This is a genomic window from Actinoplanes sp. NPDC051861 (genome assembly GCF_040681145.1).
GTDB lineage: Bacteria > Actinomycetota > Actinomycetes > Mycobacteriales > Micromonosporaceae > Actinoplanes.
The window spans coordinates 830,639-855,486 of sequence record NZ_JBFAYE010000001.1 but is presented as its reverse complement, the minus strand read 5'-3'; the positions used below and the strand labels follow the sequence as shown (position 1 = coordinate 855,486).

The following is a 24,848-nucleotide window of genomic DNA, read 5'->3' as shown; positions in this document are numbered from 1 at the left end:
TCGCGGGCCCGTCGGCACTCGAGATGGCCGGTCAATCTCGGGCGCCGCGGCGGATGGCGGAGATTCTTGGGCGGCAGGGCCGGTGATGGGCGGCTCGGGCGCCCACCATCCGAGCAGAGCGGTGGGAGGTCAGAGGGGTTTTGCGTAGGAGAGGACTGAGTCGTGGCCGGCGTAGAAGCCGAAGTCGGCGATTCGTTTGTAGCCGGCTGACTCGTAGAGGGCTACGGCCTCCGGTTGCTTGTCGCCTGTTTCCAGGATTACGCGGTGGCATCCCGCGGCGCGGGCTGAGTCCTCGATCGCGGTCAGCATCTGGCGGGCGACGCCGCGGCCGCGGGCTGCCGGGCGGGTGAACATGCGCTTGAGTTCGGCGTCGTCGCCGTGGCGGCGCCAGCCGGCGCTGGCGATCAGCTCGCCGTCGTCGACGGCCACGAGGAAGGCGCCTTGCGGGGGCGTGAAGTCGAGGGCGCTGATCGGAGTGTCGTCGCCGGTTCCGCCGTATCGGGCGGACAGGTCCGCGAGGTTCTCCGCCACGAGGGCCTGCACCGACGGCGATCCGAAGTCCGCCGGTTCGATCTTGAAGGAGTGCACGGGCAAAGCCTAGATCTAGCGGAAGTGGTCCCAGCCGGGGCCGCCCGTCCAGGGCTTGCCGTCGACGGTTACGCCGGTGCCGTCGTGGACCGTGCCGATCGGCTGCCACTCCGGCGGCAGCGGCACGCCAGGGGGGAACGTCGCGGCCAGTGGGTGGTCGTCGCCGCCGGCGAGGATCCACTGGTACGGGTCGACGCCCAGAGCCGAGGCCGCGTCGCGCATCTGTGAGGGCACCGTGAACGCCTCGCGCCGGATGTCGATCGCTACGGCGCTCGCGGACGCCACGTGGCCAAGGTCCTGCAGGAGCCCGTCCGAGACGTCGATCATGGACGTCGCGCCGAGGCCGGCCGCCTCCGGTCCCGCCGCGTAGCGGACGGCCGGGCGGCGGTACGCCTCGACGAGCACCTTAGGGGTCCGGAAGCCGCGCGACAGTACCGTGAGGCCCGCGGCCGCGTACCCGATCCTGCCTGAAAGCGCGACGATGTCGCCTGGCCTGGCCCCGTCGCGCCGGACCGGAGCCGCACCGCCCAGGTCTCCCAACGCCGTGACCGCGATGGTCAATGTCGGACTGGACGACATGTCCCCGCCCACCACCGAGGCTGACACGAGCGCCGCCTCCGCGCTCAGCCCGTCGGCGAGCCCCTCCGCCCAGGAGGCCTCCAGCCCGAGAGGCACGCACAACGCCACCAGCAACGCCGTGGGAGTGGCGCCCATGGCGGCGATGTCGGCGAGGTTCGCCGCGGCGGCCCGGTGACCAATGTCGGTCGGCCCGCACCAGTCCCGCCGGAAGTGACGGCCCTCGACCAGCACGTCGGTGGAGGCCACCACCCGTCCGTCGGCCGCTCGCACCACCGCCGCGTCGTCGCCGGGACCGATCAGGGTGGCGGGGCCGGAGCCCAACCGGGTGACGATTCGGCCGATCAATCCGAATTCACCGGCCTCTGCGATGCTCACGTCCAAGTCCTTCGATGGTGGCGTCCCGCTCCGATGCGGCTTCGTACGGTAGTTTCACGATCGGGGATCACCGACGGTGGCGGATTGGAGTCGATCGTGGTCCAGGCATACATCCTCATTCAAACGGAGGTCGGGAAGGCCCGTGACGTGGCCGCCGCGATCGAGAAGATATCCGGCGTGGTCCGGGTCGATGCGGTGACCGGGCCGTACGACGTGGTCGTGCTGACCGAGGCGCATACCGTCGACGAGCTCGGCGGGCTCATTGTGAGCAAAGTCCAGTACGTGCCGGGCATCACGAGGACGCTCACCTGCTCCGTGGTAAACCTCTGACATGGTCGACCTGGACACACCACCGAAAACGCCGGAACCGGATCGGACGACACGCGTCGCCGCCCTCTGGGCGACCGCTGTAGCCGTACCCGTGGCGATCCTGGTGGCCGTCCTAGCCTTTATGACCATTCAACCCGAAAAATCCGACAAATCGCTTCAACAGCCACAAGCGGTGCCGAGCGCGCCTGTGACCATGGCGGAGCGTCCACTCGACGACAAGAGCCGGACCGCCTGTCTGGCCGTGACGTCACAACTGCCGTCCACGGTGCGTGACCTGCAGCCCCGGCAGGTCACGGCCGGCCACGAGCAGAACGCCGCATACGGTGAGCCCCCGCTCACCGTCCAGTGCGGCGTCCAGCAGCCGATCATGTGCAAGACCATCGACGACGAGACCCCCGGTTGCGTCCCGATGGACACCGAGCTGCTGATCATGAACCAGGTCTGCTGGTACGCGAAGGCGGAAACCGGCGCGGCCACCTTCACCACGATGGATCGCGAGGTCCCGGTGCGGGTGACCGTGCCGGACGGGTACGAGAATCCCGCCCAGTGGGCCAACGAGTTCTCCGACACCGTCGTCAAGACCGTGAAGTCGAAGACGGAGTCCCCCTACGGCTGCACGAGCTAGTGCAGCCCGGTGCCCCGGTTCAGCGCGGTCCGGATCAGCCGGTCCACCACCTTGGGGTACTCCAGGCCGGTGGCCGCCCACATCTGCGGGAACATCGAGGTGGGCGTCATGCCCGGCATCGTGTTGATCTCGTTGAGGAAGACCTGGTCGTCGGCGGTGACGAAGAAGTCCACGCGGGCCAGCCCGGCGCAGTCGAGCGCCTCGAACGTCCGCAACGCGTACTCCTGGACCTGCCGGGTGACCGGCTCCGGCAGGTCCGCCGGGATCGTGTAGCGGCTGCCCACCAGGTACTTGGTCTCGAAGTCGTACCACTCCGCGTCGTCCACATGGATCTCGGCGAGCAGCGAGGCCTGCGGCCCACCGCCGTTCTCGCCCTCCAGCACGCCGCACTCGATCTCGCGGCCCACGATCGCGGCCTCGACCAGAACCTTCGGGTCGATCTGCCGGGCCGTGGCGATCGCCGCGTCCAGGTCGGCCCAGTCGGTCACCTTGGTGATGCCGGTCGACGACCCCGCCCGTGACGGCTTGACGAAGACGGGCAGGCCGAGCCGCTCCTTGTCCGCCTCGGACAGCGACACACCGGCGCGCAACACCGCATACGGCCCGACCGGGATGCCTTCGGCGACCGCCAGCTTCTTGGTGAACTCCTTGTCCATGGCCGCCGCCGACGCGAAGACGTTGGCACCCACATACGGGATCCCGGCCATCTCCAGCATGCCCTGGATCGTGCCGTCCTCCCCGTACGCCCCGTGCAGCACCGGGAAGACCACGTCCACACCGGCCAGCTCCGACACACCGTCCGCCGGGTCCCGCACGATCAGCTCGGTGGCCGTCGGGTCCGCCGCGAGCACCAGCGCGCTGCCCGACGCGGCCGTGATCTCGGGCAGCCGGGTGCCGGAGATGGCGAGCTGCCGGGGGTCACCCGCGGCGAGAACCCAGCGACCCTCACGGGTGATTCCGACCGGGACCGCCTCATACTGATCCGGGTCCAGCGCACCGAGAATGGCACCCGCACTGACGCAGGAAATGGCGTGCTCAGTGCTGCGGCCACCGAACACGATCGCGACGCGGGTCTTGCGGGGGGTCGTCACTCTTCTCTGCGCCTCTCGCTAGCGGTCATGCCGGGGGTGACCCTACTCTGCGTAAGCCAGATATGGGATCGCGGCGCCATTGCACCGGCAAGGGGAGACGAACAGTTCATGGCTCCAGCACTCCACGTGATCGCCGGTCCAGGTCCGGGCCAGCTCGCGACGATGGCTCACCCCACCGGCGAGCCATGGACGCCACAGGAACTGGGCGCGCTGGCGAGAGCCGGAGTTCAGATCCTGGTCTGCGCCGGGGAGCCGGCCGAGGATTCCGCCGGCATCGAACTTCTCCCTTATCCGGCCCACACCGAGAATCCGCGTGAGGAGGCCGGGGAGATGGTCGCTCTCGCCGGGCGGTTGGCCAAAGAGGTCCGTGCGGGCCGTTTTGTCGTCACCCAGTCGGTGGGTGACGTGGGCCGTTCGACCCTGCTGGCTGCCATGACTCTTGCGCTGCTGGGCATCCGGCCGGGTGAGGCCCTTCGCCGCATCGGCGGGGATCACGGAACCGACATCCCCCGTGACTGGCTCCATGATTTCGTGTCCGGTCACGCTTAGATCAAGACCTTTTTACGGTACGCGCAATCGCGCTCTGCCCAGCCGGACCCGCGACCACCTGCAACGCAGGGCCATAGCGCCCGCGCCGGCGCAAAGCGTCAGTCAAGCGTGTGAACTTCAACCCCGCTCCGCACCCGAAAGTCACACACTGGTCAGGCCGTGAACGTCTGGGGCAGCGCGCCCGCGTCCCACAGGGCGTCCAAATGAGCCAGAAACCCGCTCAGGCTCCGCTCCAGCTCCCGCCGCTCGGACGTCGGAAGAGCCGCCAGCGGATCCGAGAAGATCAGGCCCTCCGGGTGCCTGGCCCGCGTCCCCACGAACCGGTCGCACCCCGAGCACCACACGTAGCTGACCAACGTGGGCCGCCGCGCGTTCTCCGGCGCCGTGACATACGCCCGGAGTCGCCGCCGGCCGCACGCCGGGCAGTCCCGCTCACCCGGCGCGGCGAAGAAGCTCTCGCCCCGGGTCAGCGCCGCCACCTCGTCCCCGCTGAAGGTGCTCCAGGCGGTCACCGGGAGGCGTCCAGCGCCCGGGTCAGGTCAGCGAGCAGGTCGGTGGTGTCCTCGATGCCGCAGGAGAAGCGGATGAAGCCGGGTGACGTGTCGTCGCCCCACTGTGCCCGCCGGTCCGCGGTGGTGTGCACGCCGCCGAACGAGGTGGCGGCGAAGACCAGTTCGGCAGCGGTGAGGAAGCGGGCCACCCGCTCCGCGCTGCCCAGGTCGAAGGAGACGACGCCGGGGATGCGCCGCATCTGCGCCGACGCCACCGGATAGGACGGGTCGGAGGGCAGGCCCGGCCACCGCACGCCGGTCACGTCGTCGCGGTCCACGAGCAGGCCGGTCACCGCCGCCGCGTTCCGGGTCTGCCGGGCGAGCCGCAGGTCGAGCGTGGCGATGGACCGGTGGGCCAGCCAGCAGTCGAACGCGCCGGGCACGCCGCCGGTCTGCTTGCGCCACGTCTCCACCTTGGCGAGCAGTTCGGGGTCGGCGGCCGAGACGTAGCCGAGCAGCACGTCGGAGTGCCCGGTGAGCGCCTTGGTGCCGGACGCCACCACCAGGTCCGCGCCCAGTGCCAGCGGGTTCTGCCCGAGCGGCGTGGCCGTCGTGTTGTCGACCGCCACCAGCGCGCCGGCCTCGTGCGCCGCCGCCGACACGGCACGGAGGTCGCAGACGTCCAGGCCGGGGTTCGCCGGTGTCTCCAGCAGCACCAGCCGCACGCCGGTGAAGTCCGGGTACGGCCCGGCGGTCGGAACCAGAACCGTCTTCACGCCCAGATCGCGGAGCGTGCCCTCGGCGAATGCTCGTACCGTGAAATATCCGTCCGCCGGGAGCGCGACCGTGTCGCCGGTGCGCAGCACCGACAGCAGCAGGGCGGTGATCGCCGCCTGGCCGCTCGCGAAGACCAGCGTGGGCGCGCCCTCCAGCGAGCCGATCGCCGCCTCCAGCGCGCGCCGGGTCGGGTGCTCGGTCCGGGCGTATCCGTTCTCTCCCGGTCCGGTGGCCGGGTCGAGGTGGTACGGCGCGGCGAAGACCGGCCCCGGCAGGAACGGCTCACCGACCACGGGGGTGGGCAGGCCGGCGTGCACGGCCCGGGTGCCATCCGAAAAGTCGGAAAAATCGGAAGGATCGGAAAGGCTCACTCGGGTTTCATCTCTCGTGTCATCAGCAGTTTCACCGCGATCCGGGGGTCGGCGCCCTCGTGGCAGACCCGCTCCACCTGCTCGACGATCGGCATCTCGACGCCCTTCGAGCGGGCCAGGTCCCGGATCGACAGGCAGCTCTTCACGCCCTCGGCGGTCTGCCGGGTGGCGATCTGCGCCTGTTCCAGGGTCTCGCCGCGGCCCAGGTGCTCGCCGAACGTGCGGTTGCGGGCGAGCGGCGACGAGCAGGAGGCGACCAGGTCGCCGAGCCCGGCCAGGCCGGCGAAGGTGAGCGGGTCGGCGCCGAGCGCCACGCCGAGCCGGGCGGTCTCGGCCAGGCCGCGGGTGATCAGGGAGGCCCGGGTGTTGTCGCCCAGGCCGATGGAGATCGCCATACCGTACGCGAGCGCGATCACGTTCTTCGTCGCGCCGCCCAGCTCACAGCCGACCACGTCCTCGCTGGTGTACGGCCGGAAGTACGGCGTCGCCAGCGCGTGCTGCACCTGCTTGGCGCGTCCCTCGTCGGCGCACGCCACCACCGTCGCGGTGGGCTGCTGCGCGGCGATCTCGGGAGCGAGGTTGGGCCCGGAGACCACCACAACGCGTTCCGGCGCGACGCCCGCGGTCTCGGTGATCACCTCGCTCATCCGTTTGAGGGTGCCGAGCTCGATGCCCTTCATCAGCGAGACGACCGTGGCGTCGCGCGAGAACGCGCCGGCCCAGTCGGCGAGGTTGCCGCGCAGTGTCTGCGACGGCACCGCGATCGCGATCAGCTCGGCACCGCTCACCGCCTCGGCCAGGTCGGTCGTACCGGTCACGTTCTCCGGCAACCGGATGCCGGGCAGCGAGCCCTCGTTGGTCCGCCGGTCCCGGATCTCGGCGGTCACCGCCGCACGCCGCCCCCAGACGGTCACGTCCGAGCCGGCGTCACCGAGCACCTTGGCGAACGCCGTGCCCCAGGATCCGGATCCGATGACGGCGGCCCTCATGGTGCGTCCTCCGAGGTCGAGGCCCGCGGCGCGGGCCGTTCGTGTAGCGCCGGCGGCTCACCGTCGCGGATCTCGGCGAGCAGGTCCCGGACACCGATCATGATCTTGTCGGTCATCTCGTCCAGCACCTCACGGGTCGGCGCAACCCCGGCCCAGCGGCTCAGGTCGACCGGCTCGCCGGCGGTGACCGTGACGTGCACCCGCCGCAGCTTCAGACGGTTGGTCCGCGGGTCGAAGATCTGCTGCGCGCCCCAGTTGGCGATCGGCACCACCGGGGCGCCGGTGAGCAGCGCCAGCCGGGCCGCACCGGTCTTGCCGCGCATCGGCCACAGGTCCGGGTGCCGGGTCGTGGTGCCCTCCGGGTAGACCACCACCGCACCACCCTCTCGCAGCGCCGCGACCAGCGAGTCCAGCGACTTGGCCGCCTCCACACTGCCCCGTTCGACCGGGATCTGCCGGGTCTTGTTCAACAGGAACCCGATCACCGGCACCTTCCAGACGCTGGCCTTGCCGAGGAACCTCGGCCAGCGGCCGGCCCGGTAGATGTAGTGCGCGACGACCAGCGGGTCGAAGTGCGAGACGTGGTTGGGCACGAGGATCACGCCTCCCTCCGCCGGCACGTTCTCCTTGCGGAGCCAGGTCTTGCTGGTGAGCAACGTCATAACCGGAACCACCAGCATCACCGCGACACGCTGCCAGAATCCGAGCCTTCGCTGTGCCACGGCTGCCCCTGTCCCTCGATCGGCGACGGACGTTCCCCCCGCACGACGTTTCACCTGCGACGAAATCATGCCCGCTCCAGGTCGGTGCTACCAGGCAGGGGTATGCCGATCAACCGCTGGCAGACTGGTCGGGTGGTGCGGAAGTGGACGGCGGTGATCCCGGTCAAGCGGCTGGACGCGGCCAAGACGCGATTGCGGGGCGCCGTTCCGGCGGAGCGTCACCCCCAGCTGGCCCTGGCGATGGTGCGCGACACCGCGGCGGCGGTGCTGTCCGCCTCGGCCGTGGCCGAGTTGCTGGTCGTGACGGACGATCCCGCGGTTCGCGCCGCGGTGCGGGACCTGGGTGGGCGGGTGGCGGCGGATCCGGGTGCGGGGCTGAACGCCGCTCTGCGGTTCGGTGCGGACGAGGTGGGCGGCCTTTCGGCGTACCGGGCGGTGCTCGCCGGTGACCTGCCCGCGCTCCGCCCGGAGCAACTGGACGAGGCCCTGGACCAGGTCGTCGCGCGCAGCTTCGTGCCGGACGCCGCGGGGACCGGCACGGTGCTGCTCGCCGTGCCGCCGCGCGCCTCGCTCGACCCGCTCTTCGGGGTGCGTTCGGCCGCCGCGCACGCCGCCTCCGGCGCGGTGCGGATCTCCGGCGACTGGCCGGGCCTGCGCCAGGACGTCGACACCGCCGAGGACCTGGGCACCGTGCTCTCGCTGGGCGCCGGCCGTCACACCTGTGAACTCCTGCGTGATCTCGGACTCACCGCCGAGTGCGCGTCGGCGGCCTGAGACGGGTAGCGTGCTGGTTCATGCAGGGCACCATCGCCACGTTCGACGCGGCCACCCGCAGCGGCACGCTGCTCCTCGACGACGGCTCTGAACTGGCTTTCGGATCGGACGCCTTCGACCGGTCCGGCCTGCGCCTGTTGCGTCTCGGGCAGCGGGTGTCGGTGGAGTCCGACCCGGCCGGGACGATCCGCCGGGTGTTAATTCCCGGAGTCGCCTGACTCGATCATCCGGTAGTTCGTTTCACGTTCCGCCGCGAACGGCGATGATGTAGGCATGCCAACCCCGCCCCGGACCCCCGAGACCCGTAGGCGTGGCCCGAACGGCCGCTTTCTCCCCGTTCCAGAGCCGGATCCGTCTGATTCCCCGACGGAACAGTCGGCCGCGGAGCCGATAGCGACCGCCGGGCCCGACCCCACCACGGATCCGATCGCGGAGTTCGTGGCGCCTCTGACCGCCCTGGACGAGGACGACGACGAGGACGAGGACGAGGCGGAGGAGGGCTACCTCCTGCCGGAGGACCGCTTCCTGAACCGGGAGCTCTCCTGGCTCGACTTCAACGCCCGGGTGCTGGCCCTGGCCGAGGACCCGGGGACGCCCCTGCTGGAGCGGGCGAAGTTCCTGGCCATCTTCGCCAGCAACCTCGACGAGTTCTACATGGTCCGGGTCGCGGGCCTGAAGCGGCGGCTCAGCGCCGGCCTGCCGATGCGCGGCGGCGACCGCTCCCCGCTGCGGCACCAGCTCGAGATGATCACCGAGCGGACCGCCGATCTGGTCACCCGGCACGCCGCCTGCTTCGCCGACGAGGTCCGGCCGAAGCTGGCCGCCGAGAGCATCGAGCTGGTCAACTGGAAGGAGCTGGACGCGCCCGAGCAGGGCCGGCTGCGGACGTATTTCCGCGAGCAGGTCTTCCCGGTGCTTACCCCGCTCGCCGTCGACCCGGCGCACCCGTTCCCGTACATCTCGAGCCGCTCGCTGAACCTCGCGGTGGCCCTGCGCTATCCGGGCGACGACAGCCCGGAGCTGTTCGCCCGGGTCAAGGTCCCAAACAACGTGCCCCGCTTCGTGACCGTGCAGAACGACAGCCGGGGAGTCCGCTTCCTGCCGGTCGAGGAGCTGATCGCCAACCACCTGGACCAGCTCTTCCCGGGCATGCAGATCCTGGAGTGGCACCTGTTCCGGGTGACCCGCAACGCCGAGCTGGAGGTGGACGAGGACCGCGACGAGGACCTGCTGCAGGCCCTGGAGCGGGAGCTGGCGCAGCGCCGGTTCGGCCCGCCGGTCCGGCTCGAGGTGGTGGCCTCGATCAGCGACCACGTGCTCGACCTGCTGGTCCGCGAGCTCGACATGGACAGCCAGGACGTGCTGCGGGTGCCCGGCCTGCTCGACCTGTCCGCGCTGTGGCAGGTGTTCGGCGAGTGCGACCGCGACGATCTGAAGGACCGGCCGTTCGTGCCGGCCACCCACCCGCACCTGGCCGACGGCGAGGTGCCACGCAGCGTCTTCAACCGGCTCCGCGAGTCGGACATCCTGGTCCACCACCCGTACCACTCGTTCTCCACGAGCGTGCAGCGCTTCATAGAGCAGGCCGCCGCCGACCCCAACGTGCTGGCGATCAAGCAGACGCTGTACCGGACGTCCGGCGACTCGCCGATCGTGGACGCGCTGGTGGACGCCGCCGCCGCGGGCAAGCAGGTGGTGGTCCTGGTCGAGGTGAAGGCCCGCTTCGACGAGGTGGCCAACATCGCCTGGGCGCGCACCCTGGAGCGGGCGGGCTGCCACGTCGTCTACGGCCTTGTCGGTCTGAAGACGCACTGCAAGACGTCGCTGGTGGTGCGCCAGGAGGGCAACCAGATCAAGCGGTACTGCCACATCGGCACCGGCAACTACCATCCGAAGACCGCCCGGCTCTACGAGGACTTCGGCATGCTCACCGCCGACCCCGAGGTGGGCGCCGACGTCACCGACCTGTTCAACGTGCTCACCGGGTACAGCCGGCAGACCCGGTTCCGGCGGCTGCTGGTGGCGCCGCACGGCGTACGCAAGGGCCTGGTCGAGCGGATCGAGGAACAGGCCCGGATCGCCCGCGAGGGCGGCGAGGCGCTGGTCCAGTTCAAGGTGAACTCGCTGGTCGACGAGCAGACCATCGACGCCCTCTACAAGGCCTCCCAGGACGGCGTGAAGGTCGACCTGGTGATCCGCGGGATGTGCTCGCTGCGGCCGGGCGTGCCGGGCATGTCGGAGAACATCCGGGTCCGCTCGATCGTCGGCCGGTTCCTGGAGCACTCCCGGATCTTCCGGTTCGGCACCGGCTCCGACGCCGAGTACTGGATGGGCTCGGCCGACCTGATGCACCGCAACCTGGACCGCCGGGTCGAGGCTCTGGTGAAGGTGACGCTCGCCTCGGCCCGCGAGGAGATGCGCAACGTCCTGGAACTGTCGATGGGCGATCAGACCGAGGGCTGGGACCTGGACGGCGACGGCAACTGGCACCGCAGCACCGGCGTGCCCGGGCGCCCGCAGGTCCACCTGCAGGCGGCCCTGCTGCGGCGGGTAACCGGTAAGCGCAGCTGATGCCGGAACCGGTACGAGCCGCGGGCGGGGTTCTCTACCGCCCGGGCGCGGACGGCATCGAGGTGTGCCTGGTGCACCGGCCGCGCTACGACGACTGGAGCCTGCCGAAGGGCACGTTCAAGACCGGCGAGGGCGCGCTGGCCGCCGCGATCCGCGAGGTGGCCGAGGAGACCGGCGGCTCCGGGATCCCGGAGCTGCGGCTGCCCGAGGTCGCCTATCCGCTGCCGGACGGGCGGCCGAAGACCGTCCAGTTCTGGCTGATGCGCGCGGGCGACACCGGTCCGGTGCAGGACACCGACGAGGTCGACGACCTCGCCTGGCTGTCGCTGCCGGAGGCCGTCGCGCGTCTGACCTATGCCGACGAGCGGGCGGTGCTCGACCGGGTGGCCGCGACGCCGCCGGTGACCGCCGTGGTGGCGCTGGTCCGGCACGCGCACGCGGGTGAGCGCAAGAAGTGGGCCGGTCCCGATCCACTGCGGCCGATCGACCCGCGCGGGCAGCGGCAGGCCGAGCGGATCGCCGAGGCGCTCGCCACGTTCCGGCCACGCCGGCTGGTGGCCGCTCCCCCGCTGCGGTGCAAGCAGACGCTGGAACCGCTGGCCGCCGCGTACGGCGCCATGCCGATCGTCCTGGACGGTGCCTTCGCCGAACCGGCCGACCCGGACGACCTGCCGGAGCGCCTGTCCCTGGCGCGGTCGCGACTGGCCGCGCTGCTGCCCGAGAAGCGGGTGGTGATCTGCAGCCAGGGAAAGGTGATGCCGCCTCTGCTGGCATCGCTGCTGGGCGGCGACAACGACGACAACGACGATGACGACGAGCCGTTCAAGACCCGCAAGGGCGACGGCTGGCTGCTCACCTGGTCCGGCGAACGGCTGCTGGCCGCCTCGAGGCTGTGACGGCGGCGGGGTCGGTACGCCAGTAACCGAGCAGATCCCCGGTGAGCCAGCGGGCCCGCCACTGCTCGTCCGGGCGCGGTTCCCAGTCCCGGTACGGCAGCAGCGCCAGCCGCCAGCTCAGCACGCCGGCCAGATACCAGCCGTAGAGCGGGACGGCACCGAGCCAGCCGTCCCGCCGCCGGTACGAGCAGTACGGCGCCCACCAGGCGGCGGCCAGCCCGGACCAGCCACAGGTGACGGCCCAGTCCAGGACCGGCCATCCGGTGCTCCGCTCGGCCAGGTCGCCGAACGTCCACCCGGGTACGACAGCCATCGCGAAGATCGCCGCGGCCAGCGTGGCCCGCGCGACGAGTCCACGCGGCTGCGGTCTGCGTTCCATGCCCGGACGTTAGGACGGCCGGGAGCATCCGCGCCGGGACACGGAAAAGGCGTCCACCGTACGGGTGGACGCCTCAGCCGTGTACTGCTCAGCGGGCCTTGCGGGTCCCGCCGCCCGCGCTGCGTGCCCGTGCCGGGGCAGCCGCCGGGGTGGCCGTCTTGCGAGCGGTCTTCTTGGCCGGAGCCTTCGCCGCGGTGGCGGTGGTCTTCTTCGCCGCCGCAGCCGTGGTCTTCTTCGCCGCGGCGGTGGACTTCACCGCCGTGCTCTTGGTCGCCGTCGTCTTCTTGGCCGCCGGCCGCGTCGACTTGGAAGCCGCCGCCGCCTTGGAAGCCGGCGCCGCCTTGGCGGTGGTCTTCTTGGCCGCCGCCTTGGTCGCCGCCGCCTTGGTCGCCGCCTTGGTGGCGGTCGTCTTGACCGGCGCGGCCTTGGTCGCGCTCGCCTTCTTGGCCGCGGTAGCCGTCGTCTTGGTGGCGGCCGTCCTGGCCGGAGCCGCCTTGGTCGCCGTTGTCTTCTTCGCCGCCGTCGTCTTGGTGGCGGTGGCCCTCGCCGGCTTGCCGCTGGCCACCAGATCGCGGAAGGTGCTGCCGGGCCGGAACGCGGCCACGGACGTCTTCTTCACCTTCACCGGTTCCCCGGTCCTCGGATTCCTCGCGGTACGCGCATTTCGCGTCCGCTTCTCGAACGAGCCGAATCCGGTGAGCGCCACCTTGTCACCCTTGGCGACGGCGTTCTGCACCTCGCTGATGAACGCGTCCAATGCCAGGGTCGCTGTCTTCTTGTCCCCCAGCTTGACGGCGAGCGCCTCGATGAGCTCGGCCTTGTTCACGGTTTCCTCCCGGACGTGAGAACTGGCCCGTCGCAGGCCATTCTGCGCGCACGGTATGCCCTGTGACCTGCTTACACAAACATTCGTGGCAAAAATCCGTTGTGTCCCAACGAAATTCGCCCCCATCGGCGACCCGATGGGGGCGAATTGTGGCCGAGGCGAGGAGGAATTCAGATCACGCGACGACCGGCTTGAAAGACGGCCGGCTCTTCTCGTAAGCGGTAATCGTCTCCTCGTGACGCAGCGTCAGTCCGATGTCGTCGAGGCCTTCCAGGAGGCGCCAGCGACTGAAATCGTCGATCGGGAACCCGTACGCGGCGTCGTCCACCCGGACCACCCGCTCGGCCAGGTCGACGGTGATCTGCTTCTCCGGCTCGGAGTCGGCCAGGTCCCAGAGGCTCTCGATGACCTTCTGGTCGAGCTGGACCGGCAGCAGGCCCTCCTTGAGGGCGTTGCCACGGAAGATGTCGCCGAAGCGGGAGGCGATGACGACCTTGAAGCCCCAGTCGCGCAGCGCCCAGACGGCGTGCTGCCGGGAGGAGCCGGTGCCGAAGTTCGGCCCGGCGACCAGGATGGTGGCCCCGGCGTGCTCCGGCCGGTTCAGCACGAACGAGGGATCCTCGCGCCAGGCGTTGAAGAGGCCGTCCTCGAAGCCGGTCCGGGTGACCCGCTTCAGATAGACCGCCGGGATGATCTGGTCCGTGTCCACATCAGAACGGCGCAGCGGCATGACCTTGCCGCTGTGAGTGACGAACTTGTCCATGGGTGCGGTTCCCCTTTACAGGTCGGCGGGCGCGGCCAGCTTGCCGACCACGGCGGTGGCGGCGGCGACCTGCGGCGAGACCAGGTGGGTACGCCCGCCCTTGCCCTGCCGGCCCTCGAAGTTGCGGTTGGAGGTCGAGGCGGCGCGCTGGCCGGGGCTGAGCGTGTCCGGGTTCATGCCCAGGCACATCGAGCAGCCGGCGAACCGCCACTCCGCGCCCGCGTCCGTGAAGATCTTGTCGAGGCCCTCGGCCTCGGCCTGCTCCCGCACCTGGTAGGAGCCGGGCACGATCATCATCCGGACGCCGTCGGCGACCTTGCGGCCGCGGATCACGTCGGCGGCGGCCCGCAGGTCCTCCAGCCGCCCGTTGGTACAGGACCCGACGAACACCACGTCCACCGGCACCTCGCGGAACGGGGTGCCCGGGGTGAGGTCCATGTACGCCAGCGCGCGCTCGGCGGCACCGCGCTCGACCTCGTCCAGGAAGTCCTCCGGGCTCGGCACCACGCTGTCGAGCGCGGCGCCCTGGCCCGGGTTGGTGCCCCAGGTGATGAACGGGCTGATCCGGTCGGCGTCGAGGATGATCTCGGTGTCGTACTCGGCGCCCTCGTCGGTGGTGAGCGTCCGCCAGTACTCGACCGCGGCGTCCCAGTCGGCGCCCTGCGGAGCGTGCTTGCGGCCCTTGAGGTAAGCGAACGTGGTCTCGTCCGGCGCGATCATGCCGGCCTTGGCGCCCCACTCGATCGACATGTTGCAGATCGTCATCCGGCCCTCCATGGAGAGCTTGCGGATGGCCTCCCCGCGGTACTCCACGATGTGGCCGTTGCCGCCGCCGGTGCCGGTCTGCGTGATCAGGGCGAGGATCAGGTCCTTCGCCGAGACGCCGGGGCGCAGGTCGCCGACGACCGTGACGGCCATCGTCCTCGGCTTCGACTGCGGCAGCGTCTGGGTGGCGAGCACGTGCTCGACCTCGCTGGTGCCGATGCCGAAGGCCAGCGCGCCGAACGCGCCGTGCGTCGCGGTGTGCGAGTCGCCGCAGACGATCGTCGTGCCGGGCTGGGTGAGGCCCAGCTGCGGGCCGATGACGTGCACGATGCCCTGGTTCACGTCACCGAGCGGGCGGATCTCGACGCCGAACTCGGCGCAGTTCTTCCGCAGCGTCTCGATCTGCGTGCGCGAGACGGTGTCGGCGATCGTTAGCAGCTCGCCGCGCCGGGTGTTGAACGCGGGATCCGCGTAACCGGTCGGGGTGTTGTGGTCCTCCGTCGCGAGCGTGAGGTCGGTGCGCCGGACCTTGCGGCCGGCCATCCTCAGACCGTCGAACGCCTGCGGGCTGGTGACCTCGTGCAGGAGGTGCAGGTCGATGAAGAGCAGGTCGGGCTCGCCCTCGGCCGTGCGCACCACGTGGTCATCCCAGACCTTCTCGGCCAGGGTCCTGGGTTTCCCGCTCTGGGGAGTGACTCCCACCATCTGGACATCCTAAATTCTGGAATGTATGTTTCGGCTTGTGGGACACAGTATGAGCGGTGTCGGCGTTCTCGACAAGGCGGTGGTCATTCTGGCCGCCTGTGTCGACGGCGCCAGCCTGGCCGAACTCGTCGAGCGCACCAAGCTGCCGCGGGCGACCGCGCATCGCCTGGCGCAGGCGCTGGAGATTCATCGGATGCTGGTCCGGGACACTCAAGGAAGATGGCGGCCAGGACCGCGATTGGGTGAGCTTGCCAACGCCGCGCCGGACGTCCTGCTCACCGCCGCCGAGCCGCTGCTCGCCGCTCTGCGAGACGCCACCGGCGAGAGTGCTCAGCTCTACCTGCGCCGTGCCGATGAGCGCATCTGTGTGGCCGCCGCCGAGCGCGCCAGTGGTCTGCGCGACACCGTTCCGGTCGGTTCGGTGCTGCCGATGGTGGCCGGTTCCGCCGCGCAGATCCTGCTCGCCTGGGAGCCGCCCGAGGCCGTCATGCCGCTGCTGCCCCGCTGCAAGTTCACCGGCCGCACGCTGGCCGAGGTCCGCCGCCGCGGCTGGGCGCAGAGCGTCGCCGAGCGCGAGCCGGGTGTGGCCAGCGTCTCCGCGCCGATCCGCGACCGCACCGGCCGGGTGATCGCCTCCATCTCGATAAGCGGCCCGATCGAGCGCCTGGGCCGCCGTCCCGGTGAGCGGCACGCGATGGCCGTCGTCCGCGCGGGCCAGCGCCTGTCGGGTCTGTAAACCCGCATTGCCGGTCGATAGGCTTCCGGCCGTGCGGCTCTTCGGGCGGGACAGCGAGTGCGCCACGCTGGACGGGCTTCTCGCGCAGGCGCGATCCGGTCGCAGCGCGGCCTTGGTGCTGCGAGGCGAGGCGGGCGTCGGCAAAACCGCATTGCTTCGGTACGCGGAAAGCACATCCGCCGGAACCCTCACCGTTCGTGGCGTCGAGTCCGAGGCCACGTTCCCGTACGCGGGACTGCACCGGCTGCTCGTGCCGCTGCTGCCCCGCCGGGATCGGTTGCCGGCCGGGCAGCGCGCGGCCCTGGAGGTCGCCTGCGGCCTGGCCGAGGGTTCCGCCCCGGACCTTTACCTGGTGAGCCTCGCCGCGCTGACCCTGCTGGCCGGCGCGCCGCAGCTCTGCGTGGTCGACGACGTGCACTGGCTCGACCCCGAGTCGGCGCGGGCCCTCGCCTTCGTCGCCCGGCGCCTGCACGCCGAGGGCGTCGTGATGCTCTTCGGCCTGCGCGTGACCGACGACGATCCCGGCCTGCTGGCGGGGATACCCGAGATGCCGGTGGCCGGCCTCGACCGGGACGCCGCGATGGCGCTGCTCTCCGACGTGGTCGCCACCGACCTGGACCCGGGCCTGGCCGAGCACATCGCGGCGGCCACCGGCGGCAACCCGCTCGCCCTCACCGACCTGGGCCGCGAACTCACCGCTGACCAGTTGCGCGGCGCCTCGCCGCTGCCCGAGCCGGTGCCGATCGGCAGCCGCCTGGAGACGCACTACTCCGCACGGGTCCGTGAGTACCCGGCCGCCACCCGTACCTGGCTGGTCCTCGCCGCGGCCGGCGCCGGCGGGCGCGACGAACATCTCCTGGCCGCGGCCCGGCTCCTGGACACCCGGCCCGAGGACGCCGCACCGGCCGAGGCGGACCGGCTGGTGGCCGGTGCCCCGCCGGTCGACTTCCGGCACCCCCTGGTCCGGTCCGCCGTCTACGGCGACGCGACACCGGCGCAGCGCCGGGCCGTGCACGCCGCACTGGCCGCCACCACCACCGGCGGCGCCGACGCGGACCGCCGCGCCTGGCACCTCGCGTCCGCCGCCGCGGCACCGGACGAGGTGGTCGCCGCCGAGCTGGAACGCCGCGCCGACCGGGCCGGCGCCCGCGGCGGCTACGCGGCCCGGACCGCGTTCCTGAGCCGGGCCGCGGAGCTGTCCCCGGACGAGACCACCCGCGCCGCGCGGCGGGTCGAGGCGGCCGGCGCGGCGATGGCGGCCGGCGCACCCGCCCGGGCCCTGTCCCTGCTGGACACCGTGGACGACCAGCACCTGGCCGGGGCGGTACGCGGATCGGCCCTGCTCACCCGGGCTCTGGCCACGGTCAACACGGGTGCGCCCACCGCGCTGCGAGACGCGCCCGGCATGTGCCTGGAGGCGGCCACCGCGTTCGGCACCGACCAGGCGCGGGCGATGCGTGCCGCGGTACAGGCGATCGACCACGCCATCGGGGCGGAGCACCTCTCCTCGGTGCCCGAGCCGGTGGTCGCCGCCGAGGCCGCCCGGCACGCCGCCACCGACCCGGACGGCCTGGACGGGCTCCTGCTGACCGGGTACGCCGCGTTCGTCCTGGACGGGTACGCGTCGTGCGCACCGGCCATGCACCGGGCGATCGACGCGGTGGCCGACCCGGACCTCCCGGACGAGACGCTGCTGCGGCGGTTCGTCGTCGGCGTCAACTTCTGCAACCTGCTCTGGGACGACCACCGCAAGCAGGCCATCCTCGACCGGGCCGAGGCCGCGGCCCGCCGCACCGGTGCGCTGCACGCCCTCGACCTGGTCCACTTCGTCGGCGCCATGACCGACGCCATCCTGGGCCGGCTCAACCACGCGGACCGCCACGACGCCACCGGCCAGCGGCTGCGCCGGTCGATCGGCGTCACCGCCGACCAGGAGCAGGTGTGGCGGCACCCCGAGCTGGTGGCGTGGCGCGACCCGGCCGGCATCCGCGAGACGCTGCCGCACACGCTGCGGGTCTTCGAGATGCTGAACCTCGGCGGCATGTACCGGGTGACCCAGCTGGCCACCGCCGTCCTGGAGATCGCCAGCGCCGACTACGTCAGAGCGCGCGGCCTCCTGCTGGAGATCGTCGACCTCGGCCGCCCCGCCCGGTACGCGTGGGCACTGCCGGAACTCGTCGAGGCCGCGCTGCGCTCCGGTGACCGGGCCACCGCGAAACTCGCCCTCGACGACCTCCTCCTCGCCGCGAACGCCAGCGGGACGCCCCGCGCCCTCGGGCTCGTCGAGCGGTCCCGGGCCCTGCTCGCGGCGCCGGAACACGCCGAGCCGCACTACCGGGACGCGATCACGCACCTCGCCGGCACACCGTCGCACGGCGACTCGGCGCGGGCGCACCTGCTCTACGGCGAGTGGCTGCGCCGCCGTCGCCGTCGCCGGGACGCCCGCGAGCAGCTCGCCCGGGCGCTGGCGATGTTCTCCGAGGTTCGCGCCGACGCCTTCGCCCGGCGGGCGCGCCGGGAACTGGAGGCGCTCGGGGAAAGTGTCGTTTCTCCCGTACCCGAAAAAGACGAAACGGCCCTGACCCCGCAGGAGGCCGCCGTTGCGCGCCTGGCCCGCGCCGGTGCGACGAACGCCGAGATAGCGGCGCATCTCTACCTCAGTGCCAGCACCGTCGACTACCACCTGCGAAAGGTGTTCCGGAAACTCGGCGTCGGCTCGCGCCGGCAGCTGAGGGACGTGCTGCACGACTGACTACGCGCCGCACGGGATTCGGGCGTGGGCGCGTTCCCATGAGGATCGGGTCATGGGCTACGTCACCGCCGCCGACGGGGCGGAGATCTTCTACAAGGACTGGGGTTCGGGGAGACCGGTCGTGCTCAGCCACGGATGGCCGCTGAACTCCGACAGCTGGGAGGCCCAGCAACTCTTCCTGGCGTCGCACGGCTTCCGCGCGATCGCGCACGACCGGCGCGGGCACGGCCGTTCCACACAGACGTGGGACGGCAACGAGATGAACACGTACGCGGACGACCTGGCCGTCCTCCTCGAATCGCTCGACCTGCGCGAGGTGACGCTGGTCGGTTTCTCGACCGGCGGCGGTGAGGTAGCTCGCTATGTCGGACGGCACGGCACCCGGCGGATCGCGCAGGTGGTGCTGGTCTCCGCCGTGCCACCGCTCATGCTGCGCACCCCCGACAACCCGGGCGGGCTGCCACTGGAGGTCTTCGACGCGATCCGCGCCGGGTCGCTCGCCGATCGCTCACAGCTCTACCGGGACCTCGCCGACGGGCCGTTCTTCGGCGACAACCGGCCCGGCGCCGACGTCTCGGCCGGCATCCGGGACGCGTTCTGGCTGCAGGGCATGGCGGCCGGGCACCGCAACGCGTACGAGTGCGTCGCCGCCTTCTCGGCCACCGATTTCCGCGCTGACCTGGACGCCTTCGACGTGCCCACCCTCGTCATCCACGGCGACGACGACCAGGTGGTCCCGTTCGCCGTGGGCGGGCAGGCCTCGGCCGCCCGGATCAGCGGCGCGGTGCTGAAGGTCTACCCCGGCGCACCGCACGGCATCACCGACACGCACAAGGACCAGCTGTCCGAGGACCTGCTGGCGTTTTTGGAGGGATACATCTCATGAAGCCCATCGTTCTCGTCCACGGATTCTGGGTCACCCCGCGCAGCTGGGAGAACTGGATCGCGCACTACGAGGCCAAGGGGCACCGGGTGATCGCGCCGGCGTACCCGGGCTTCGAGGTCGAGGTGGAAGCCCTCAACGCCGACCCGTCCCCGATCGTCGCGGTGACCGTGCCGCAGATCATCGCGCACATCGAGGAGCAGATCCGGGCGCTGCCCGAGGCGCCGATCATCATCGGTCACTCGGCGGGCGGCGCGTTCACCCAGATCCTGCTCGACCACGGGTACGGCGCGGCCGGCGTGGCGATGAACTCGGCACCAACCGAGGGCGTCCGCGTCGTGCCGCTGTCCCAGGTCAAGTCCACGTTCCCGGTACTCAAGTCGCCGGCCAACCGGCACAAGGCGGTGCCGCTCACCCTGGAGCAGTGGACGTACGCGTTCACCAACACGTTCACCGAGGAGGAGTCGCGCGCGCTCTGGGAGCGGTACGCGATCCCGGCCAACGGTGGCATCCTGTGGGGCAGCGTGCTCGCCAACTTCCAGCCGGGACACCAGGACACCTGGGTGGACTACCACAACGACAACCGGGCGCCGCTGCTGTTCGTCTCCGGATCGGAGGACCACATCATGCCGCCGGCGGTGCAGAAGTCGAACGCCGAGCACTACAAGTCGAACACCGTCACCGAGATCCGTGAGTACGAGGGCTACGCCCACCTGCTGCCCGCGCAGAAGGGCTGGGAGCAGATCGCGGACGAGGTGCTGGAGTGGGCTCTGCGGCACGCCCGATGAAGATCACACACATCGGCGGCCCGACCACGCTGATCGAGGTGGGCGGGGTGCGGCTGCTCACCGATCCGACGTTCGACTCGCCGGGGCGGCGCTATTCCTTCGGCCTCGGCACGTCGTCGGTGAAGACAGCGGGTCCGGCCGTGCCGGCCTCGTCCCTGGGCCGGATCGACGCGGTGCTGCTCAGCCACGACCACCACAGTGACAACCTGGACGATTCGGGCCGTGAGCTGCTCCCCTCGGTGCCGGTGGTGCTGACCACGGTCAGCGGCGCCGCCCGGCTCGGCGGCAACGCCCGCGGCCTCGCGCCGTGGGCAACCGCGACGGTGGGGGACGTGGAGGTCACCGCGACTCCCGCCCGGCACGGGCCACCACTGTCCCGGCCGCTCGTCGGCGACGCGATCGGCTTCACGGTCCGTCCGCCCGGCTCGTCGTCGGTGCTGTGGATGACCGGCGACACCGTGCTGTTCAGCGGTGTCCGGGAGGTCGCCGACCGGTTCGAGATCGACACGGTGGTGCTGCACGTGGGCAAGGTGCAGTTCGGGCTGACCGGTCCGATCAAGTACACGATGAACGGCGCCGACGCGGCGCGGCTGATGGATTCGGTCAAGCCGCGGCGCATCGTGCCGGTGCATTACGAGGGGTGGTCGCACTTCCGGGAGGGCCGGGCGGGCGTGGAGGCCGCGTTCCCCGCCGACACCCTGACGTGGCTGACCCCAGGAGTCCCCCACCCCCTCTAACCCCAACCCGCGTGTGGAGTACGGCCCCCCTCCGCACCCCAACTCCACACACACCCGCACTCACAACCCCGCGTGTGGAGTACGGCCCCGCTCCGCACCCCAACTCCACACACGCACCCACCCACAACCTCGCGTGTGGAGTACGGCCCCGCTCCGCACCCCAACTCCACACGCGCCCGCCCACCACAGTGCGCAGCGCGGCGGGGCTGTCAAGGGGTCCAGACGGCGTTGTCGTGTGCGAAGACGACGCGCCTCGGGTCCAGCTCCAGGAGCCGGTCCAGCCACGCCGGGGTCACACCGATCCCGGCGTGACGGCCCAGCACGTCGCCGGTGAACGCGGTCGCGTGGTCGTGGCTCTGACCGGCCACGATCACGGTCCCGTCCGCGGTGGTCACGACGACCGACTGGTGCCCGGCGGTGTGACCCGGGGTCGGTACGATCAGCACACCCGGGAGGATCTCCGCCTCGCCGTCGAGCTCCTCATACCGGGCGCCCGGGAAGTCGACCAGTTCCGGCAGCGTGTACTCGGTCGTCCGCGCGGTGTTCAACTCGGTCCGTTGCGTGAAGACCGGGGTGCCGGCCAGCTCCGGGTTGCCGCCGCAGTGGTCGAAGTGCAGGTGGCAGTTGACCACGTACCCGATGTCGCCCACCCCTTTGAGCGCCGTCGCCAGCGGAATCCGGCGCGGACGGTAGTGCGCGTCGACGTCCGGGTGACTGCCCATCCCGGTGTCGACCAGGAGCCGGCCACGCGGATGGTCGATCAGATAGCCGAGAGTGGGCTCGACCCGCGGTGACCCGGTGCCGGTCTCCTCGGCGGGCCGCACGAAATACCCGAAGTCGACGCGTCGGACCGTGACATCACTCATCGTCCGAAGTATCCCGGCCCGAACCACCCCGGGCCGCACATCTCTCCGCACAGCAGAACGGCCCGCACCGAGATCGATGCGGGCCGTTCACAAATGTAGTCCCGAAGGGATTCGAACCCTCGCTACCGCCTTGAGAGGGCGGCGTCCTAGGCCGCTAGACGACGGGACCCTTGCCGCTGTTGTTCTCCAGCGGCGGGCTGAACTCTATCAGGGCGACTCCCACACCCGAAATCGACCACCCGGCCGGCACCCGAGGCACCCCGGAACGCGAAACGGCCCGCATCCGAAGACGCGGGCCGTTCAAAACGTAGTCCCGAAGGGATTCGAACCCTCGCTACCGCCTTGAGAGGGCGGCGTCCTAGGCCGCTAGACGACGGGACCAGAACTTTCCAGTGCTCGCTGAACCGTGAAGCGATCCAGCGCCACCGCTCCGGGAAGGAGTGGTAGCGCTGGGGTACCAGGACTCGAACCTAGACTAACTGAACCAGAATCAGTCGGGCTGCCAATTACCCCATACCCCATTGGCCCGGCTTGCCGTGCCGCAGAGAACTTTACCCGAGCCCTACCTGCCCGCCAAATCGGGTTACCGAAACAGATCTGCGTGACGGCGCGCCCACGAGGAGTAGTCCATGGCGGGCCTCCCCAGCAGGTCACCGACCGTCGATGTCGCCGCCTGCGGATGGGACGAGAGAACAGCCAGCCCGTCCAGGTACCACTGGGCGTATGAACCCATCGCCTCGGTGAACTGCGCCACCGCCTCCTCACCGGTCAGCGAGACATAGGTCAGTTCCCTCCCGAGAGCCTGCCCGATCGCCGCCACCATCTCCCGCCTGGACAGCGCAAACGGGCCGGTTAGCTCGTAGGACCGCCCGTCGTGCCCCGGCGAGAGCAGCACCTCAGCCGCCACCGCCGCGATGTCCTCCTGGGCGATCGGCGCGTTCACCGCGTCCCCGTACGCGTCCCGCACCACATCACCCGCCCTGATCTGAGCGGACCACAGCGTCGAGTTGGCCATGAACTCACCGGGCTCGAGGTGCGTGTACGCCACCCCCGAAGCCTCCACCCCGTCCTCGATCACCTGCCACGTGCCACCCTTGGCCCCGGCGAGGTCGACGATTCGCCGTACCCCCGCTTCCGCCGCCAGGCGGCACACCTCGAACACCGTCGGCGGATGGGGCGCCAGATACATCGTGTCGACGCCCTCCAGCGCCGCCGGCAGGCTCTCCACCCGCCCGAGGAAGCCCCGCACCACCTCGACCCCGGCGGATGGCAACCTCGCCGCCGCCGGGTCGACAGTGAGCGCTCGCACATCGGAGGCACCCCGGGCGAGCAACTCGTCGACGACCATGCGCCCGACGTTCCCGGTAGCGCCGGTGACCAAGATCTTCATTCTCGTACCCCCTACGGAAACTGTTACCGTAGGGTATACGGAATCATGGCGAACTACCCACTGCTCTGGCGGCGCACCCGCCCACCCGAGAGAAGCGGCACCGGCCGGCCACCCCGGCTCACCGTCGACGAGGTGGTGGCCGCGGCGATCCGCATCGCCGACGCGAACGGCCTGGAGGCGGCCTCGATGGCCAGGGTGGCCGCGGACCTCGGTGTGGCGACGATGACGCTCTACACCTACGTACCGTCCCGAGCCGACCTGATCGACCTGATGGTCGACGAGGCTCAGCTGGAACGAACCCTGATAAATCCGGAAAAGTCCGACAGCGTACGACGGTTCGCCGCCCAAACCACCACGATGTTCACAAAGCACCCGTGGTTGACCGAGGTAACCCTGGCACGCCCCCCGCTAGGCCCCGGCACCATGCGCGAGCGCGAATTCATGATCGCCGCGATGACCCACCGCGGACTGCCCACCGACAGGATCAACCGAGCGGCGAACGCGCTCACCGCGTACATCTATGCCTTTGCTCGTGAGGCCGGGGAGAACGCCCGCCTGAAGCGAATCACGGGACAGACCACCGAATCCTGGTGGCAGGAGCACAGCGACTTCTGGGAGAACTGGTTCGACGTCGACGCCCACCCCGCGATGACCGCTCTCTGGAACGCCGGCGGCTTCGAGGGGGACCAGGCCCAGGACGCCTTCGAATACGGCCTGGACCTGCTCCTGAGGGGACTAGTCGAGTGACACGACCGGGTTACGCAGCTCCCCGATCCCCTGGACGCTCACCGACACCGTGTCCCCCGCGACGATCTGACTGACCCCCGCCGGCGTCCCGGTCAGAATCACATCCCCCGGCAGCAACGTCATGACATGCGACACGTACGAAATCAGGCTCGGGACGTCGAACACCATGTCCTTGGTCCGCCCGATCTGCCGCACCTCCATGGCCTCGGGGTTGCGCCCCACCTCACACCGCACCTCGATGTCACTCACATCAAGGTCGGTCTCGATCCACGGCCCGAGCGGGCAGAACGAGTCGAACCCCTTGGCCCGGGTCCACTGCGGGTCCTTCCGCTGCAGATCCCGAGCAGTCACATCATTTCCGCACGTATAACCAAAAATCGCCTTCAACGCCCCAGCGCGATCGACCCGCCGAGCCCCCGACGCACCGATCACCACCGCCAGCTCCGCCTCCTCCTCGACCCGCTCACTGACGGACGGCAGGCGAATCGCGTCATTCGGGCCGATCACCGACGTCGACGGCTTGATGAAGATCAGCGGCTCCTTGGGCACCTCGTTACCCATCTCAGCCGCGTGATCGGCGTAGTTGCGACCGATACCGATCACCTTGCTGGAGAAGATCGGCGCGAGCAGGCGTACGTCGGGAAGCGCCCACCGCTGTCCGGTGAAGCGCACCTCGTTGAACGGCAGACTGTCGATCTCAGCCACGGTCAGGCCGGAGGAGCCATCGCCCTCGACGACGCCGAAGGAAACCCCACCAGCATGAACAAAACGGGCGAAGCGCAC

27 protein-coding genes and 3 tRNA genes are annotated in these 24,848 nt (G+C 70.6%); 13 read left to right on the top strand and 17 right to left on the bottom strand.

The genetic code is table 11. The annotated features are described in order from the left end of the window. Positions 1-129: 129 nt before the first annotated feature. Complete coding sequence (locus tag AB0M02_RS04230) at positions 130-588, bottom strand: GNAT family N-acetyltransferase (protein WP_364221143.1); 459 nt, start codon at positions 586-588, stop codon at positions 130-132. A gap of 15 nt (positions 589-603) precedes the next feature. Beyond that, positions 604-1,542 carry a thiamine-phosphate kinase gene (locus tag AB0M02_RS04225; protein ID WP_364221140.1) on the bottom strand — a complete coding sequence of 313 codons (939 nt, stop codon included), beginning with the start codon at positions 1,540-1,542 and terminating at the stop codon, positions 604-606. A 96-nt stretch (positions 1,543-1,638) separates the two neighbouring features. On the opposite strand from AB0M02_RS04225, the gene AB0M02_RS04220 reads away from it, so the two are divergent. Both AB0M02_RS04220 and AB0M02_RS04215 read left to right on the top strand, forming a co-directional pair. Beyond that, the gene (locus tag AB0M02_RS04220) at positions 1,639-1,872 is read left to right on the top strand and encodes an Lrp/AsnC ligand binding domain-containing protein (protein ID WP_196413799.1); all 234 of its coding nucleotides are present in this window, start codon (positions 1,639-1,641) and stop codon (positions 1,870-1,872) included. Between the two features lies 1 nt (position 1,873). After that, the gene (locus AB0M02_RS04215) at positions 1,874-2,497 is read left to right on the top strand and encodes a DUF3515 domain-containing protein (RefSeq protein WP_364221137.1); all 624 of its coding nucleotides are present in this window, start codon (positions 1,874-1,876) and stop codon (positions 2,495-2,497) included. Here AB0M02_RS04215 and AB0M02_RS04210 read toward each other — a convergent pair. Further along, on the bottom strand, positions 2,494-3,588 hold the full coding sequence (locus tag AB0M02_RS04210; protein ID WP_364221134.1) for a D-alanine--D-alanine ligase family protein: 1,095 nt from the start codon (positions 3,586-3,588) through the stop codon (positions 2,494-2,496). The genes AB0M02_RS04215 and AB0M02_RS04210 overlap by 4 nt on opposite strands. A 27-nt stretch (positions 3,589-3,615) precedes the next feature. Between AB0M02_RS04210 and AB0M02_RS04205 the strand changes: the two genes are divergently transcribed. Next, positions 3,616-4,137 (top strand): hypothetical protein, encoded by a 522-nt coding sequence (locus AB0M02_RS04205; RefSeq protein WP_364221131.1) that lies wholly within the window; start codon positions 3,616-3,618, stop codon positions 4,135-4,137. A 152-nt stretch (positions 4,138-4,289) separates the two neighbouring features. On the opposite strand, the gene AB0M02_RS04200 is transcribed toward AB0M02_RS04205, so the two are convergent. Genes AB0M02_RS04200 through AB0M02_RS04185 form a run of 4 tightly spaced genes read right to left on the bottom strand, consistent with a single transcriptional unit; the run spans position 4,290 to position 7,487 of the window. After that, positions 4,290-4,649, bottom strand: coding sequence for a hypothetical protein (locus AB0M02_RS04200; protein WP_364221128.1), 360 nt, complete (start codon positions 4,647-4,649; stop codon positions 4,290-4,292). Then, entirely contained in the window at positions 4,646-5,776 is a 1,131-nt protein-coding gene (locus AB0M02_RS04195; protein ID WP_364221125.1) for a cystathionine gamma-lyase, read from the bottom strand. Before AB0M02_RS04195 ends, AB0M02_RS04200 begins: the two co-directional genes overlap by 4 nt. Further along, the gene (locus AB0M02_RS04190; RefSeq protein ID WP_364221122.1) at positions 5,773-6,765 is read right to left on the bottom strand and encodes an NAD(P)H-dependent glycerol-3-phosphate dehydrogenase; all 993 of its coding nucleotides are present in this window, start codon (positions 6,763-6,765) and stop codon (positions 5,773-5,775) included. Before AB0M02_RS04190 ends, AB0M02_RS04195 begins: the two co-directional genes overlap by 4 nt. Next, positions 6,762-7,487, bottom strand: a complete 726-nt coding sequence (locus AB0M02_RS04185; protein ID WP_364221119.1) for a lysophospholipid acyltransferase family protein — start codon at positions 7,485-7,487, stop codon at positions 6,762-6,764. Before AB0M02_RS04185 ends, AB0M02_RS04190 begins: the two co-directional genes overlap by 4 nt. Positions 7,488-7,619: 132 nt before the next feature. Here AB0M02_RS04185 and cofC point away from each other — a divergent pair, with 132 nt between their 5' ends. From cofC to AB0M02_RS04165, 4 genes are read left to right on the top strand one after another with little or no spacing between them, the layout of a single operon-like run. Next, complete coding sequence (gene cofC / locus AB0M02_RS04180) at positions 7,620-8,261, top strand: 2-phospho-L-lactate guanylyltransferase (protein WP_364221116.1); 642 nt, start codon at positions 7,620-7,622, stop codon at positions 8,259-8,261. Between the two features lie 20 nt (positions 8,262-8,281). Beyond that, positions 8,282-8,479 carry a cold-shock protein gene (locus AB0M02_RS04175; protein ID WP_364221113.1) on the top strand — a complete coding sequence of 66 codons (198 nt, stop codon included), beginning with the start codon at positions 8,282-8,284 and terminating at the stop codon, positions 8,477-8,479. A gap of 55 nt (positions 8,480-8,534) precedes the next feature. After that, positions 8,535-10,832: an RNA degradosome polyphosphate kinase gene (locus AB0M02_RS04170; RefSeq protein WP_364221111.1), complete on the top strand. Its 2,298-nt coding sequence runs from the start codon at positions 8,535-8,537 to the stop codon at positions 10,830-10,832. After that, positions 10,832-11,728 carry an NUDIX hydrolase gene (locus AB0M02_RS04165; RefSeq protein ID WP_364221108.1) on the top strand — a complete coding sequence of 299 codons (897 nt, stop codon included), beginning with the start codon at positions 10,832-10,834 and terminating at the stop codon, positions 11,726-11,728. The genes AB0M02_RS04170 and AB0M02_RS04165 overlap by 1 nt, the downstream gene beginning before the upstream one ends. Here AB0M02_RS04165 and AB0M02_RS04160 read toward each other — a convergent pair. From AB0M02_RS04160 to leuC, 4 genes are all read right to left on the bottom strand, one after another. After that, positions 11,685-12,107 (bottom strand): hypothetical protein, encoded by a 423-nt coding sequence (locus AB0M02_RS04160; RefSeq protein ID WP_364221105.1) that lies wholly within the window; start codon positions 12,105-12,107, stop codon positions 11,685-11,687. The two genes, AB0M02_RS04165 and AB0M02_RS04160, sit on opposite strands and share 44 nt — an antisense overlap. Before the next feature lie 88 nt (positions 12,108-12,195). Beyond that, a complete protein-coding gene (locus AB0M02_RS04155) occupies positions 12,196-12,933 on the bottom strand; it encodes an HU family DNA-binding protein (protein WP_364221102.1) in 738 nt (245 codons plus the stop codon). A gap of 175 nt (positions 12,934-13,108) precedes the next feature. Next, a complete protein-coding gene (gene leuD / locus AB0M02_RS04150) occupies positions 13,109-13,696 on the bottom strand; it encodes a 3-isopropylmalate dehydratase small subunit (protein ID WP_364221100.1) in 588 nt (195 codons plus the stop codon). Between the two features lie 15 nt (positions 13,697-13,711). Continuing rightward, on the bottom strand, positions 13,712-15,166 hold the full coding sequence (leuC, locus tag AB0M02_RS04145; RefSeq protein WP_364221097.1) for a 3-isopropylmalate dehydratase large subunit: 1,455 nt from the start codon (positions 15,164-15,166) through the stop codon (positions 13,712-13,714). Positions 15,167-15,215: 49 nt separating this feature from the next. Between leuC and AB0M02_RS04140 the strand changes: the two genes are divergently transcribed. The 5 genes from AB0M02_RS04140 to AB0M02_RS04120 are packed head-to-tail and all read left to right on the top strand — an operon-like array spanning position 15,216 to position 21,062. After that, the gene (locus AB0M02_RS04140) at positions 15,216-15,902 is read left to right on the top strand and encodes an IclR family transcriptional regulator (protein ID WP_364221094.1); all 687 of its coding nucleotides are present in this window, start codon (positions 15,216-15,218) and stop codon (positions 15,900-15,902) included. A 31-nt stretch (positions 15,903-15,933) separates the two neighbouring features. Beyond that, positions 15,934-18,654 carry an AAA family ATPase gene (locus AB0M02_RS04135; RefSeq protein ID WP_364221091.1) on the top strand — a complete coding sequence of 907 codons (2,721 nt, stop codon included), beginning with the start codon at positions 15,934-15,936 and terminating at the stop codon, positions 18,652-18,654. Between the two features lie 52 nt (positions 18,655-18,706). Then, on the top strand, positions 18,707-19,540 hold the full coding sequence (locus AB0M02_RS04130) for an alpha/beta hydrolase (RefSeq protein WP_364221088.1): 834 nt from the start codon (positions 18,707-18,709) through the stop codon (positions 19,538-19,540). Continuing rightward, positions 19,537-20,325: an alpha/beta hydrolase gene (locus tag AB0M02_RS04125; RefSeq protein WP_364221085.1), complete on the top strand. Its 789-nt coding sequence runs from the start codon at positions 19,537-19,539 to the stop codon at positions 20,323-20,325. Before AB0M02_RS04130 ends, AB0M02_RS04125 begins: the two co-directional genes overlap by 4 nt. Next, positions 20,322-21,062 carry an MBL fold metallo-hydrolase gene (locus AB0M02_RS04120; RefSeq protein WP_364221080.1) on the top strand — a complete coding sequence of 247 codons (741 nt, stop codon included), beginning with the start codon at positions 20,322-20,324 and terminating at the stop codon, positions 21,060-21,062. Before AB0M02_RS04125 ends, AB0M02_RS04120 begins: the two co-directional genes overlap by 4 nt. Positions 21,063-21,271: 209 nt before the next feature. Here AB0M02_RS04120 and AB0M02_RS04115 read toward each other — a convergent pair whose 3' ends face one another. The 5 genes from AB0M02_RS04115 to AB0M02_RS04095 form a co-directional block, all read right to left on the bottom strand. Then, positions 21,272-21,928 (bottom strand): N-acyl homoserine lactonase family protein, encoded by a 657-nt coding sequence (locus AB0M02_RS04115; protein ID WP_364221077.1) that lies wholly within the window; start codon positions 21,926-21,928, stop codon positions 21,272-21,274. Positions 21,929-22,024: 96 nt separating this feature from the next. Then, positions 22,025-22,097, bottom strand: a tRNA-Glu gene (locus AB0M02_RS04110). A gap of 139 nt (positions 22,098-22,236) precedes the next feature. After that, positions 22,237-22,309 (bottom strand) — tRNA-Glu (locus AB0M02_RS04105). Between the two features lie 68 nt (positions 22,310-22,377). Then, positions 22,378-22,449 (bottom strand) — tRNA-Gln (locus AB0M02_RS04100). A 62-nt stretch (positions 22,450-22,511) separates the two neighbouring features. Continuing rightward, positions 22,512-23,318 (bottom strand): NAD(P)H-binding protein, encoded by an 807-nt coding sequence (locus tag AB0M02_RS04095; protein ID WP_364221074.1) that lies wholly within the window; start codon positions 23,316-23,318, stop codon positions 22,512-22,514. Positions 23,319-23,363: 45 nt separating this feature from the next. Between AB0M02_RS04095 and AB0M02_RS04090 the strand changes: the two genes are divergently transcribed. Continuing rightward, positions 23,364-24,065: a TetR/AcrR family transcriptional regulator C-terminal domain-containing protein gene (locus tag AB0M02_RS04090; protein ID WP_364221071.1), complete on the top strand. Its 702-nt coding sequence runs from the start codon at positions 23,364-23,366 to the stop codon at positions 24,063-24,065. Here AB0M02_RS04090 and AB0M02_RS04085 read toward each other — a convergent pair. Further along, positions 24,054-24,848, bottom strand: coding sequence for a fumarylacetoacetate hydrolase family protein (locus AB0M02_RS04085; RefSeq protein ID WP_364221068.1), 795 nt, complete (start codon positions 24,846-24,848; stop codon positions 24,054-24,056). The genes AB0M02_RS04090 and AB0M02_RS04085 overlap by 12 nt on opposite strands.

Bases quoted from the DNA above. Each gene is read 5' to 3' on its own strand.
- AB0M02_RS04215 (WP_364221137.1), top strand. From the start codon at position 1,874: ATGGTCGACCTGGACACACCACCGAAAACGCCGGAACCGGATCGGACG.
- AB0M02_RS04205 (WP_364221131.1), top strand. From the start codon at position 3,616: ATGCCGGGGGTGACCCTACTCTGCGTAAGCCAGATATGGGATCGCGGC.
- AB0M02_RS04190 (WP_364221122.1), bottom strand. From the start codon at position 6,765: ATGAGGGCCGCCGTCATCGGATCCGGATCCTGGGGCACGGCGTTCGCC.
- AB0M02_RS04175 (WP_364221113.1), top strand. From the start codon at position 8,282: ATGCAGGGCACCATCGCCACGTTCGACGCGGCCACCCGCAGCGGCACG.
- AB0M02_RS04170 (WP_364221111.1), top strand. From the start codon at position 8,535: ATGCCAACCCCGCCCCGGACCCCCGAGACCCGTAGGCGTGGCCCGAAC.
- AB0M02_RS04165 (WP_364221108.1), top strand. From the start codon at position 10,832: ATGCCGGAACCGGTACGAGCCGCGGGCGGGGTTCTCTACCGCCCGGGC.
- AB0M02_RS04160 (WP_364221105.1), bottom strand. From the start codon at position 12,107: ATGGAACGCAGACCGCAGCCGCGTGGACTCGTCGCGCGGGCCACGCTG.
- leuD (WP_364221100.1), bottom strand. From the start codon at position 13,696: ATGGACAAGTTCGTCACTCACAGCGGCAAGGTCATGCCGCTGCGCCGT.
- leuC (WP_364221097.1), bottom strand. From the start codon at position 15,166: ATGGTGGGAGTCACTCCCCAGAGCGGGAAACCCAGGACCCTGGCCGAG.
- AB0M02_RS04140 (WP_364221094.1), top strand. From the start codon at position 15,216: ATGAGCGGTGTCGGCGTTCTCGACAAGGCGGTGGTCATTCTGGCCGCC.
- AB0M02_RS04130 (WP_364221088.1), top strand. From the start codon at position 18,707: ATGGGCTACGTCACCGCCGCCGACGGGGCGGAGATCTTCTACAAGGAC.
- AB0M02_RS04125 (WP_364221085.1), top strand. From the start codon at position 19,537: ATGAAGCCCATCGTTCTCGTCCACGGATTCTGGGTCACCCCGCGCAGC.
- AB0M02_RS04120 (WP_364221080.1), top strand. From the start codon at position 20,322: ATGAAGATCACACACATCGGCGGCCCGACCACGCTGATCGAGGTGGGC.
- AB0M02_RS04115 (WP_364221077.1), bottom strand. From the start codon at position 21,928: ATGAGTGATGTCACGGTCCGACGCGTCGACTTCGGGTATTTCGTGCGG.
- AB0M02_RS04095 (WP_364221074.1), bottom strand. From the start codon at position 23,318: ATGAAGATCTTGGTCACCGGCGCTACCGGGAACGTCGGGCGCATGGTC.
- AB0M02_RS04090 (WP_364221071.1), top strand. From the start codon at position 23,364: ATGGCGAACTACCCACTGCTCTGGCGGCGCACCCGCCCACCCGAGAGA.